Source organism: Microcoleus sp. FACHB-1515 (genome assembly GCF_014696105.1).
Taxonomy (GTDB): Bacteria; Cyanobacteriota; Cyanobacteriia; order Elainellales; family Elainellaceae; genus JAAUTJ01.
Map to the genome: position 1 here is coordinate 86605 of NZ_JACJPO010000038.1, position 13310 is coordinate 99914.

Below are 13310 nucleotides of genomic sequence, written 5' to 3' on the forward strand. Positions count from 1 at the left end.
TATTCTTAATCTGAGTGTAATTTTCTAGTAAGTGCTGAAAGTGTACTGGGACTTTCGGTCTGCCCTGCCGTAATGTGGTTTCTGGAGGATTGCTGCTAGGGCAACTCTATTTTGACCTTGATTCACGCTGAAGCTTTTTATGGATATTCGTACCGTTGCCACAACGCCCTTTTCTGATCAAAAACCGGGAACTTCCGGCCTGCGAAAAGCGGTTCCTGCCTTTCAGCAGCCCAACTATCTAGAAAATTTCGTCCAGTCAATCTTCGATTCGATCGATCGCTTCCAAGGTCAAACCCTTGTCCTTGGCGGTGACGGTCGCTACTACAACCGCCAAGCCTGCCAAATCATTCTCAAAATGGCGGCAGCAAACGGATTTGGGCGCGTCAAAGTCGGACAGGGTGGTATTTTGTCAACGCCAGCAACCTCGGTGGTGATTCGCAAATACGACACGATCGGCGGCATCATTCTGTCAGCGAGCCACAATCCCGGCGGGCCAAATGGCGACTTTGGGATCAAGTTCAATACGAGCAACGGCGGCCCCGCACCCGAAAAGGTGACAGAAGCGATCTACGCCCGCAGCAAGGAGATCACCGAATACAAAATTCTGGATGCCTCGGATGTCGATCTCGATACGCTGGGCGAATCGAAGCTGGGCAACATGGTGGTCGAAGTGATCGACTCGGTGCGCGACTATCAGGCGTTGATGGAGTCGCTGTTTGATTTCGATCGCATCCACCAACTGCTTACAGGCCAGTTCCGCATGTGCATGGATTCGCTCCACGCCGTGACGGGATCTTACGCTCACGCCATTTTCGAGCAGCGATTGGGCGCACCTGCGGGAACGGTTCAAAATGGCATTCCGCTCGAAGATTTTGGCGGCGGACATCCTGATCCCAACTTGGTTTACGCCCACGATCTGGTCGAAATCATGTTTGGCGACAACGCGCCGGACTTCGGGGCGGCTTCGGATGGAGATGGCGATCGCAACATGATTTTAGGTCGCCGCTTCTTCGTTACACCCAGCGACAGCCTCGCAATTTTGGCGGCAAACGCGAAACTCGTTCCGGGCTACAGCGGCGGACTGGCGGGCGTGGCGCGATCGATGCCGACAAGCCAAGCTGCCGATCGCGTCGCGGCTCAAATCGGCATTGACTGCTACGAAACGCCGACCGGATGGAAGTTTTTCGGCAATCTGCTCGATGCGGGTAAAGCGACACTTTGCGGTGAAGAAAGCTTTGGAACCGGATCGAATCACATTCGCGAAAAAGATGGACTGTGGGCGGTGCTGTTCTGGCTGAATATTTTGGCCGTCAAGGGTCAGTCGGTGGAGCAGATTGTGAAAGATCACTGGCGGACGTATGGACGAAATTACTATTCGCGGCATGATTACGAGGCGGTGGATAGCGATCGCGCCAACACCTTGATCACGGATCTGCGTGCTAAACTACCGTCGCTGAAAGGTCAGAAGCTCGGCTCCTACGAAGTGGACTACGCCGACGATTTCAGCTACACCGACCCGATCGATCACAGCGTCAGCCAAAAGCAAGGCGTTCGACTCGGCTTCACAGATGGCTCGCGAATTGTGTTTCGCCTGTCGGGAACGGGGACGCAGGGCGCAACCTTGCGGGCGTATTTTGAAAGCTACGAGCCTGATTCCGCAAAGCAAGATGTGGAGGTGCAGCAGGCTTTGGGTGAGTTGATTTCTATCGCCGACCAAACCGCCCGAATTCGCGAACTGACCGGAATGGACAAGCCGACCGTGATTACCTAAGGACGTTGGAAGCCCCCTAAATCCCCATTCATGGAGGACTTTGAACTCGTAGGGGTTTCAACTGATGGAACAAACCCTTACGGCACAATGAAGTCCCCCAGTATTGGGGGATTTAGGGGGCAAAATCGATACTGTTCCGCAAGCTTTGCGATACCGTTCCGGGAGCGCTAAAGCGATCGCACTGTCCGTAGCACACCTTTAACAAAACCATCCAATGCAGACTCAAGATAATCCGCAAGTCGAAATTCAAGTTGAAGACGATCGCACTGGCCTCAGTGTGGAAACGATCAAACGCGCCTTTGCTGACAACTTGTTTTATACCGTCGGTCGATTTCCAGTTGCCGCTTCGCAAAATGATTTTTATATGGCGCTGGCTTATACGGTGCGCGATCGCCTCCTTCAGCGGTGGCTCAGCACCATTCAGCTTTATCGGCAGCAGAATGTGAAAGTTGTGTGCTACCTGTCAGCAGAATTTCTGGTGGGGCCGCATCTGGTGAACAATTTGATCAATCTGGATATCTACGATGCGGTGCGGCAGGCGATCGAAGAATCCGGCTTGAACCTGGACGAGCTGATCGAGCAGGAAGAAGAACCGGGATTAGGCAATGGCGGCTTAGGACGGCTGGCGGCTTGCTACCTCGATTCGCTCTCTAGTTTGGAAGTTCCGGCGATCGGCTACGGCATCCGCTACGAATTCGGCATTTTTGACCAGGAGATCAAAGACGGCTGGCAGCACGAAATTACCGATCGCTGGCTGCGAAACGGCAACCCCTGGGAAATTGCTCGACCCGATCGAGTCGTGACCGTGCAGTTTGGCGGACATACCGAAGCGTACACGGACAAGCAGGGACAGTATAAAGTGCGGTGGGTGAGCGATCGCCAAGTTGAAGGCGTTCCCTACGACACGCCGATCTTGGGCTTCAAAAAGAACACGGCGAATACGCTGCGCCTGTGGAAAGCCGAAGCTGCCGAATCGTTTGACTTTCAAAAATTCAATACCGGAGATTATTACGGCGCGGTTGAAGACAAAACGATTTCCGAAAATATCAGCAAAGTTCTTTATCCAAACGACGAGCCGATTCAAGGGAAAAAACTGCGGCTTCAGCAGCAATATTTCTTCGTTTCCTGCTCTCTACAAGACATGATTCGGACGCATCTGCACGAAGGCGATTCGCTCGACAATTTCCACGAAAAATTTTCCGCGCAGCTCAACGACACGCACCCGACGATCGCGATCGCCGAACTGATGCGCCTGCTGGTGGACGAACACAGCATGGGCTGGGATCAAGCGTGGCATATTACCTCCAACACGTTTGCCTACACCAATCACACGCTGCTACCCGAAGCGTTAGAACGCTGGTCAGTCGAAATTTTTGGAAGTTTGCTGCCGCGCCATCTGGAAATTATTTACGAAATCAATCGCCGCTTTTTGCAGCAGGTGCGCGAGAAATTTCCCAACGACACCGCCCGCCTTGCCCGCATGTCGATTATTGAAGAAGGACGAGAGCGATCGGTGCGAATGGCCTATCTTGCCTGCGTCGGCAGCCACAAAGTCAACGGCGTCGCCGAACTGCACAGCCAGCTACTTACAGAAATGACCCTGAAAGATTTCTACGAGTGGTTCCCCGACAAATTCACCAACGTCACAAACGGCGTGACGCCGCGCCGCTGGATGGTGTTGAGCAATCCGCGCTTGAGCTTTTTGATTTCAGAGAAGATTGGCGATCGCTGGATCACCCATCTCGACGAACTGCGCCACCTTGAACCGTTCGCCGAAGACCACGAATTTCGCAAACTTTGGCGCAAGACGCAAGAAAGCATCAAAGCTGACCTCGCAGGCTACATCCGCGATCGCGTTGGCATCGAAGTCGACCCCCACTCGCTTTTCGACGTGCAGGTAAAGCGGCTTCATGAATACAAACGCCAGCACCTCAACGTTCTGCACATCATCACGCTCTACAACCGAATCAAGCAAAACCCCGACATCGACATTACGCCACGCACCTTTATTTTTGGCGGCAAAGCGGCTCCGGGCTACTTCATGGCGAAGCTGATTATCAAGCTAATTACGTCCGTTGGCGACGTGGTGAACAACGATCCCGACGTGCGCGATCGCCTCAAAGTCGTTTTTATTCCAGACTTCAACGTTAAAGTCGGCCAGCGCATTTATCCCGCCGCCGACCTATCCGAGCAAATTTCGACCGCAGGCAAAGAAGCATCCGGCACAGGCAACATGAAATTCGCCATGAACGGCAGCTTGACGATCGGCACACTGGACGGCGCAAACATCGAAATTCGCAAAGAAGTCGGCGAAGAAAACTTCTTCCTCTTCGGACTCGATGCCAAAGAAGTTTCCGACCTCAAAGCCAAAGGCTACAACCCCTGGGACTACTATCACCACAACGAAGAGCTAAAAGCGGTGATTGACGCGATCGCCAACGGCACATTCTCCCAACGCGATCCCAACCTCTTCAAACCCCTCGTCGATTCCCTCCTCAACCACGACGACTACCTGCTGCTCGCCGACTACCAAGCCTACATCGACTGCCAAGACCAAGTTTCCCAAGCGTATCGCGACCTCGATCGCTGGTCACACATGTCGATCCTCAACACCGCCCGCATGGGCAAGTTTTCCAGCGATCGATCTATTCGCGAATATTGTCAGGAAATCTGGAAAGCCGAACCGATCGCCGTTAAATTGTGCGGCTACGATGGATCGCAGGAAGGTATCGGCGTTCGGTGTGATTTGTGAGAGGCGAGGCTTTTTGCCCCCTAAATCCCCCAATATTGGGGGACTTTGAGGCTCGTGGGAGGGCGATCGATACCGTTCCGGGAGCGCTACGCGATCGCACTAGAGCGAAACTTGAGACGCTAGAACAGAGGAAACAACCCAAGTCGCGGCGGGTAAGCAGATGCGTAGCGCCACATTGACGCTCACAGGTAAGCCCTTGCGGGAGTCCAGAGGGCAGCCGCCCTTTGGTGGGGTTGGAGGTTTGGAGGAGGGGCAACGCCCCTAGCCTCCAATGGCTTGGAAAACCAAAGGCAATCGAAACCAAAAACAATCTTTTTGAAGAAAAGGAAAACCACATGGCAACACTGCTCGAACAACTCCGCCAAATGACGATCGTCGTCGCCGACACCGGAGACATCCAAGCGATCGAAAAATTCACCCCGCGCGACGCCACCACCAACCCCTCCCTGATCACCGCCGCCGCCCAAATGCCCGAATACCAGCAGATTGTTGACGACACCCTGCTGCAAGCCAAACAAGACGCCGGACAAGGAGCGACGCAAAAAGACATCGCGAATTTAGCCTTCGATCGCCTCGCGATCGCCTTCGGCAAAAAAATCCTCGAAATCATCCCCAAGCGCGTCTCGACGGAAGTCGATGCCCGCCTGTCCTACGACACCGAAGCCACGATCGCCAAAGCCCGCTACATCATCGAAGAATACAAAAAAGCAGGCGTCGATCGCGATCGCATCCTGATCAAAATCGCCTCAACTTGGGAAGGCATCAAAGCCGCCGAAGTCCTCGAAAAAGAAGGCATTCACTGCAACCTCACTTTGCTGTTTGGTTTGCATCAAGCGATCGCCTGCGCCGAAGCCGGAGTCACGTTAATCTCTCCGTTCGTTGGCCGCATCTTGGACTGGTACAAAAAAGAAACCGGGAAAGACTACACGGGCAGCGAAGATCCGGGCGTCCAATCCGTCACGACGATCTACAACTACTACAAAAAATTCGGATACCGTACCGAAGTCATGGGAGCCAGCTTCCGCAACATCGGCGAAATCATCGAACTCGCCGGATGTGACCTGCTGACGATCTCACCCAAACTGCTCGGTGAATTGGATTCAACTGAAGGCGATCTCCCCCGCAAACTCGATCCCCAAGCCGCAGAATCGATGGAGATCGAAAAGATTTCCATTGACAAGGAAACATTCGATCGAATGCACGCCGAAGACCGGATGGCAAAAGACAAACTCGACGAAGGCATCCAAGGCTTCTCCAAAGCGCTCGAAACGCTGGAAACTCTCTTGGCCGATCGCCTCTCCTTCCTCGAAGGCAAAGACAACAACCACGTGCAAAGCGACCTCTTCCAGGTCTACGACATGAACGGCGACGGCTACATCACCCGCGATGAATGGCTCGGAACCGATGCCGTATTCGACGCCCTCGACTCCGACCACGACGGCAAAGTTTCGCTCAAAGAAATGGAAGCCGGACTCGGAGCGATTTTGCAAGTTGCCGCCAACGAATCATGAGCCTGAAAGTCTACTTCATCCGGCACGGCGAAACGACGTTCAGCCAAACCGGAGGCTACTGCGGCGAAATCGATCCCGATCTGACCGAAGCAGGCCACCAAATGGCTCAGGCATTTGCCGACGCCTACAAAAACATCCCTTGGGAAGCGATCTACGTCAGTCCAATGACGAGGACGATCGCCACTGCCAAACCGCTGTGTGACGCGATCGGGATGGAAATGCAGTTCCGCGACGGCCTCAAAGAAATTCGCTACGGCGAATGGGAAGGCCAAACGCCCGAATACGTCAAGGAACACTACCCCGAAGAGTACGTGCGCTGGCTGACGGAACCTGCCTGGAACCCTCCCACAGGCGGCGAAACCTCCGTCCAAATCGCCAGCCGCGCCATGCCCGTGATCGCGGAGATCGAGGAAAAGTACAAAGACGGCAATGTCTTGATCGTCTCGCACAAAGCCACGATCCGCATCGTTCTGTGCAGCCTGATGGGAATCGACATCGGACGCTATCGCGATCGCATCAACGCCCTCGCCGCCTCGATCAGCATCGTCAAATTTGCTGAACATGGGCCATTACTCGAAGTGCTGGGCGATCGATCCCACTTGGGCGTCGAACTGCGTGAACTCCCCGGTACCTAAACAAAAAAGGGGAGCAGAAATCTTCTGTTCCCCTTAACTAAACTGAATTTCGATGATTACAGTTGGCGATCGTGGCGTCCCGGAACGGTATCGCTCCTTCTGAAAATTCATTACAGCGCATCGTATGAATCGTGAGGATCTGAGCGATCGAGGCACTGCACGGTTAAGCGCTGACAGCTTGCTTGTGACAAATAGCGGCTCAAAATGGCCGATCTCCTGTTTCCCAAAGCGGCATCCTCTGCATCTTGCAGTAGCGATCGCCGATGAAATTGCTATCCGCCCAATGCCTGCCGGATGCGCTGCATAATTACCGAGGGACGAAATGGCATCAGCACATAGTCAAACGCACCAATCGACTTGACTGATTCAGCTAGATCCGGGCGATTCAGCAGGGCGATTGCCGAGGTTTGCTTGAGCAGTTTGGCTCCAAGCCGCTTCAGCACATTCACGCAGTCGCCATCCGCAAGCTGTTCAGCCAGCAGCAGAATTCGCGCTTTCACTTGGGGCGATCGACCTTTAAGCTGATCCGCCGCAGTTTTGCCGCTTTGCAGCCAGCGCGTTTGATAGCCCCGTGTTTCCAAAGCTTGCAGCAAGGCGCGAGTCGTGTCGTCATCGGGCGCAACCAGCAGGACATCCACCCAATTTTCACTGACAGGGGACGGATGCCGCTCGACCGAAAGCACCCGATCGCGTCCGGCCAGCTTCGCGCGATACAGTGCGGCATCCGCCGTGCGATAAAGCATTTGCAGGCTCGTGCCGTCTGTGGGATATTGGGCGATGCCTGCACTGAACGTGACAAACAGCAATTCACCGCTCAGCGTTTCGAGCGAGAGCGATCGCCACTCTTCCAAAATTTCTGCCAGTCGCTCATGTCCAGCAGCACGCTCGATTCCATACATGCCGACGACAAATTCTTCACCGCCCCACCGCGCCACGACATCGCCCGATCGCACCTTCTGCTTGAGAAACTGAGCAAACTGCCGCAAAACGCGATCGCCCTGCAAGTGGCCGTACTTGTCGTTCACCTGCTTGAAGTGGTCAAGATCAAGCACCGCGAGACACAACGGCTGCTGCGACTGCGGAGCAAGCTGAAGCAGTTGGTTAAACGCCTGCGTCGCCTGCTGGCGATTGGCGATGCCCGTCAGCACATCGATTTCGGCCTGCGTCCGCAAGAGCCGACTGCGCTTGAGGCGGTTGAGGACGCGGAGCGAAATTTCGGCAGGATCGATCGGCTCAAACAAACAGTCGTCTGCACCCGCTGTAAACACTTGCCGCACCATTGCTGCATCGTTTGTGGCGACGAGAAACACGATCGGCAGCCAGTTCCACTGCGAATCTTGCCGCACCGACTGACAAAGTTCAACGCCGCTCACAATGGGTAAAGCCGCATCGAGAATGAGCAAATCCGGCTGAATCGCCTTCAACTGCTCCCAAAACTGCGTGGCATCTGCGAGGGCGGCCAGTTGCAGCCCGTGCGGTTCCAAGATTGTTTTTAGTCGGGCAAGTTGCTTAGCATCCGCATTAACGGCAAGAATCGTGGCGATCGGATGCGGCTCAGGCTGAAGCAAATCCATGACCGCCCGCAACACTTGAGCAGGCGGCATCGGCTTTTGCAGAAATAATTTGCCGCCAAGCTGCACTGCCGCCACGCGATCGATCGATCGATCCTGGGCGGAAAAAATCACCAGGACGGTTTCCATTGCCCGCACTGCATCCAACAGCGTCGCAAACTGTTCGGCGTTCGATCGCGCCACGATCGGATCGAGCAGGACGACAGCCGGATTCTGCCGCAAATGCGTTTGCGCCATTGCTAAATCGGTGGCAACAAGCGCGCGAATTTTCCAAATTGCCGCTTCCGTGACCAAGCTTTGCGCCAGCTCCGCCTCAAAATCCACAATCAACAGGAGGGGCTGATCGGTCGATTCTTCGGGCACAGTGGGCGATCGCTGGCCGCTGAGTTCTTGACTTAAAGCGGTCACAAGCTGTGCGGCGCGGTCTGCCCAACGCCACTGCTGCACCAAATCGTGCAGTTCCGATTCCAGCAGCACTTCAAGCTGATGGGCAAGCCGCGATCCTTCCTCAAAGCCGAACGTGCCCAGCGATCCGGCCAGCTTGTGCGCGGTTTGACTCGCTTTTTGCCGCTGCGCTTCATCCATGCTGCTCGATCGCAACTGCGCGATCGCCTGCTCCAAAAATCGGACACGCTCGAAACTAACGCTTTTGGTGCGCTGCCAAATTTCAGCAACGGCAACGTCAAGCGTTGGGGCGGGAGCGATCGCAGGTTCCGTCCGCGCCACAGGTTCATCAGCATGGAGGCGATAGCCTTGTCCGTAGATCGTTTCGATCAAATCGGGAACGCCAGCGGCTTTCAGTTCACGGCGAATATTCTTGATGTGCGATTTGACCGTATCTTCATCCGGCGGATCTTCGCCCACCGACCAAAGCTGATCGACAATTTCGCGACGGCTAAATACGCGCTGCGGCTGCCGCATAAACAGTTCCAGCAGCAAATATTCCTTGCGGCTAAACTGAAGCAGCGATCCGGCATAGCGCACTTCGCGCGTATTGGGATCAAGCCGCAAGTCGCCACAAACCAGCACGGGTGAAACGGACGTGCTGCCCCGTCGCAACAGGGCGCGAATTCGGGCGGCGAGTTCTTCCACGTTAAACGGCTTGACGACGTAATCATCTGCGCCGCTGTCCAGCCCCATCAGCTTGTCGGTCGTCGTATCGCGAGCGGTCAGCAGCATCACCAGCACTTGGCTTTTGCGCTGCCGCAGTCGCCGACAAAAGCTGATTCCGTCGATTTTGGGCAGCATCAAATCCAGCAGCACCAGGTCATACGGATAGCTTTCGACTAGTTCCCAGCCTGCTTCGCCGTCTGTTGCCACATCAACGACATAGTTTTGTTCCACCAAAACGGCGGTTAAAACCTCAATAATGCTCTGATCATCTTCAACGAGCAGAATCCGCATACCCTAATTAGAAAGTGCGATCGACATTTCAAGAAATCCAGGACAACAGTTCGATCGCGCTCAAGCGGTTGTGCATTTTGTTACGAACAAAGAAAAATACTTCGGCCTGATAGTATTCATGCGCCCGTCTCAGGTTGCTGACACTGTCACAACAATAGTCCTACCCCACAACAACAGCCCTGTCACTGTGACGGCACAGGCTAGGCTGTGTATTAAAACCCTATGATCCTCCCCAACCCTCCTTACCAAGGAGGGAGTCATCCTCAAAGTCCCCCTTGTTAAAGGGGATTTAGGGGGATCAACAACGGCCATGCGATTCACCAGAAGCTCTTAAAACACACCCTAGCAGCCAGCACAGGCAAGAACTGCACAATGCGGCAAGCGCAAAGCCTTACGCAGCTAGTTTACTCAATTCCGCCTGGGTCGTTTCAGCTTCACCGATTCTTGATTTCGATTTAAAGTTGCTGCAATGCTGAAATTTTCTTGCTCCTCATCTATTACAAGCGGGGCGGGACGAAGCGAACTGTATCTGCCAATACAATTTGTGATGTGCGGAATTAATTCGATCGCCTGCGAACTGTCTCCCCAGGTTTTGCACTTTTGCTCGCTACATTAAAACATAGTTCAAGAGTGACACGGCTGCTCCCGCTCCAAAGGTTCCCAGGAGCGGGAAGCTTACTTCTCTTAGCGGTCTTGTTTCAAAGCCGTCATGTTCCGGCTACACAAGACAGCCCTCGAACCTCATTTTTCTTGATTTCATCTGGCCCATCACCGCTGCACGCAGCGCGATCGCGGTATGCTAACGCCACTCATCAGCAGTCAGTTCGTTACCCCGTTTAAGTTTTGGCATGAAGGCCGCATTCAAACCGGAATGCAGTTTCGCAACGAACTGTTTCAGTCAGTGGCCGAGTTCGCCTTAATTCAGCGACAGAAAGCCTTTGAACTGGCTTGGCAACTGGCGCAGCAGCACGACGACGAGGCGATCGTGATGACGGCCAGCGCCACCCACTACTGCGTCTGGATGAAAATTCGCAGCCGCGATCGCTGTTTGGCCTGCTAGCTTGCTCAGGGTGCAGCCGCCTGAATTGCCTCGATGAATTCGAGCGTTTGCTCATAGGCCGATCGATCGCCTTGTGCCTCAAACAAACGAGCCGCCGTTTGCAGATCGCTCAGTGCCAAATCGCGATCGCCCTGCTCGTTTAACAAGAGGCCGCGACTGCCGTAAGCCTCGGCAACTGAATTGTCGATCGCAATCACCTGAGAAAAATCTGCGATCGCAGCTTCGGCATTGCCCTGAAGCTGAAACACCATTGCACGATTGTAGTAAGAGTCGATCGTCGTCGGGTCGATGGCGATCGCTCGGTTAAAATCGGTCAGTGCCGCTTCAAAGTGTCCCTGCTGGGCGGCAACCGTTCCGCGCTTTTCGTAAGCGTCGGCGTGCTGCGGATCAATTTGCAAAGCGTCATTCAAGTCTTGCTCGGCGGCAGCAAAGTTGCCCATCATCGCGTAAGCGATGCCGCGATTGCAGTACGCTTCGATCGCGTTCGGATTCCGTTCCAGTGCTGCGGTGAAATCTTCGATCGCCCCGACAGTATCGCCGCTTTGGATGCGATCGACGCCGCGCTGAAAGAAATCTTCTGCCGTTGACAGCACATCTTGCGGATGGTAGGCCGTCATGCCCTGTTCCGTGACGACCGGACGACTCGACAGCGCAGGCGGAGTCAGGCTACCGATGAGCGCGATCGCCGCCACTACCGTTGCAAAATTTTGTCTCATGCAGTTTTCTCCGCCGCAAAGTGAATCAAAGCCTGTGCCTTTATTCAACCGTAAGCTTCGGCAAAATCCGCTCTACCCAAAGTACAGCCTGCGAGAAGTTGCGGATGTTATTCAAGAACTTCGATCGCATCTCCAAGCGCGATCGTTCCTTCACTGTCGGGCACGAGATTTTGGCCGAAGAGAATTTTGCCTTTTCGCAGTCGATAGCTTCCCAGCGTGGCGAGCGGTTCCTGACCGCGATCGCCCGTTGCCTGATCGACAGTGGTAATGACACAGCGAGAGCAAAGCTTCACCAGATGAAATCCGATCGAACCGATGCGAATTTTGCGCCAGCCATCTTCCGCAAACGGTTCACAGCCGGACACGACAAAATTCGGTCGAAAGCGATTCATTGGCAGTGGCGTTGCCAGGCGGCTGTTCAAATCTGCCAGCGACGCTTCCGAAATCAGCAGGTAGGGAAAGCCATCCGCAAAGCTGACGCGATCGCGTTCGTCTACCGCATAGTTGCGATCGACAGGCCGGACGGCATCATCGGGCATGTAGACCAACTGACACGGGCGATCGAGAAATTTCGACAGCCAACCGTTGACCACATCATCAGCGGGAATTGCCGAACAGCGATCGCCCCAAACTTCCACTTTCACAGGTGAATTTTCGGTTGGCACAACGGCGATCGATTCCATTCCTGCTGCTGAAAGATGCAGTTTTCCCGCCTCGATCTGCGTTTGAATCAGCGCCATGCGCGGAAACTGCCGCTGCGTCATAAACTTTCCCCGCAAATCGGTGATCATCCAGCGGCGATCGAACTCTAGTCCCCGCAGTTGCGCCTGAGCCGATCGCAAGGCAATCCCCGCCGCCGACTTCACCGGATAAATATTTAATTGAGTCAAAGTCAAAGTCATCGCTCTCCTAATTTTTGATTCCCGTCGCCGCAATCCCGCGAATAAACTGTCGCTGTCCAACCAGAAAGAGCAGCACAACCGGAACGGTCGCAATCACCACAGCCGCCATCAGCAGCGACCAATCATTTGTGAATTGCTCTTGAAATTCGGCCAGCACAAGCTGAACGGTTCGCAGTTGGGGGCGGGTGGTGAAAACTAGCGGTTTGAACAAATCATTCCATTCGCCAATGAACGTAAACAGAAACAGCGTCACCAGAGCCGGACGCGCTAGGGGCAGCATAATTTGCCACAGCGTTTGCAGTCGCGTTGCCCCGTCGAGCGTGGCGGCTTCTTCCAGTTCGATCGGAATCGTCAGGAAAAACTGTCGCATCAGAAAAATTCCGAATCCACTCGCCGCTGTCGGCAAAATCAACGCGCCATACGTGTTGATCAAATGTCCCCACTTCAGCACGAGAAAGACGGGGATGACGAGAAACTGAAACGGAATTACCAAAGTTGCCAGCACGATCAGCAGGATCGATCGCCGTCCCCGAAACTGAAACCGCGCCAAGGCATAGCCCGCCAAAGCAGACGTGACAATCTGCAACGCCGTCACCGCTAAGGCAACCAAGGCAGAATTGGCAAAGGCCAGCAGAAAATTTCCCTGCGACCAAGCAGCCTCGTAATTCACGATCGACCATCGCCCAGTTTCGCCCAGTGCGATCGATCCCGGTGGCGCGAAAGAAGCCAGCAGCACGATCCCCAAAGGGAGGAGGACGATCGCCGCGCCAAGCAGCAGTAAAAGTGAAGTAATCCAGCGAAACATAGAGGAAATGCGATCGTAAAGATTGATGATAGAAGGGAACTGCTGACAGACTGATAATCGAACTAATGACTTCTCCTCCGCAAGAAGTAATTTTGCTTATTCTACCTGCGGAGTTCTTGTAAATTTAGGGGTGCAAACAGTAGGGTGGAGGTTAGTCGCGTGTTAGCGTAGAGCTTCCCAAAA

General features: G+C 54.2%; 9 protein-coding genes. 5 read left to right on the forward strand and 4 right to left on the reverse strand.

The genetic code is table 11. The features are described 5' to 3' along the window. Positions 1-139 precede the first annotated feature (139 nt). The 4 genes from H6F67_RS12925 to H6F67_RS12940 all read left to right on the forward strand — a co-directional run bounded on the left by H6F67_RS12925 (position 140) and on the right by H6F67_RS12940 (position 6669). Positions 140-1771, forward strand: a complete 1632-nt coding sequence (locus H6F67_RS12925; RefSeq protein ID WP_190767002.1) for an alpha-D-glucose phosphate-specific phosphoglucomutase — start codon at positions 140-142, stop codon at positions 1769-1771. Between the two features lie 214 nt (positions 1772-1985). Continuing rightward, on the forward strand, positions 1986-4523 hold the full coding sequence (locus H6F67_RS12930) for a glycogen/starch/alpha-glucan phosphorylase (RefSeq protein WP_190767004.1): 2538 nt from the start codon (positions 1986-1988) through the stop codon (positions 4521-4523). A gap of 335 nt (positions 4524-4858) precedes the next feature. Further along, positions 4859-6034 carry a transaldolase gene (locus H6F67_RS12935; RefSeq protein ID WP_190767006.1) on the forward strand — a complete coding sequence of 392 codons (1176 nt, stop codon included), beginning with the start codon at positions 4859-4861 and terminating at the stop codon, positions 6032-6034. Beyond that, positions 6031-6669 carry a histidine phosphatase family protein gene (locus H6F67_RS12940; protein ID WP_190767008.1) on the forward strand — a complete coding sequence of 213 codons (639 nt, stop codon included), beginning with the start codon at positions 6031-6033 and terminating at the stop codon, positions 6667-6669. Before H6F67_RS12935 ends, H6F67_RS12940 begins: the two co-directional genes overlap by 4 nt. A 272-nt stretch (positions 6670-6941) precedes the next feature. Here the strand turns inward: H6F67_RS12940 and H6F67_RS12945 are convergent, their stop codons facing one another. Further along, positions 6942-9644, reverse strand: a complete 2703-nt coding sequence (locus H6F67_RS12945; RefSeq protein WP_190767010.1) for a response regulator — start codon at positions 9642-9644, stop codon at positions 6942-6944. Positions 9645-10440: 796 nt separating this feature from the next. Here H6F67_RS12945 and H6F67_RS12950 point away from each other — a divergent pair. After that, positions 10441-10704 (forward strand): hypothetical protein, encoded by a 264-nt coding sequence (locus tag H6F67_RS12950; protein WP_190767012.1) that lies wholly within the window; start codon positions 10441-10443, stop codon positions 10702-10704. 5 nt (positions 10705-10709) lie between these two features. On the opposite strand, the gene H6F67_RS12955 is transcribed toward H6F67_RS12950, so the two are convergent. From H6F67_RS12955 to H6F67_RS12965, 3 genes are all read right to left on the reverse strand, one after another. After that, positions 10710-11420, reverse strand: a complete 711-nt coding sequence (locus tag H6F67_RS12955; RefSeq protein ID WP_190767014.1) for a tetratricopeptide repeat protein — start codon at positions 11418-11420, stop codon at positions 10710-10712. Positions 11421-11527: 107 nt separating this feature from the next. Next, a complete protein-coding gene (locus H6F67_RS12960) occupies positions 11528-12322 on the reverse strand; it encodes an MOSC domain-containing protein (protein ID WP_190767015.1) in 795 nt (264 codons plus the stop codon). A 7-nt stretch (positions 12323-12329) separates the two neighbouring features. Continuing rightward, a complete protein-coding gene (locus H6F67_RS12965) occupies positions 12330-13127 on the reverse strand; it encodes a carbohydrate ABC transporter permease (protein ID WP_190767017.1) in 798 nt (265 codons plus the stop codon). Positions 13128-13310: the final 183 nt, after the last annotated feature.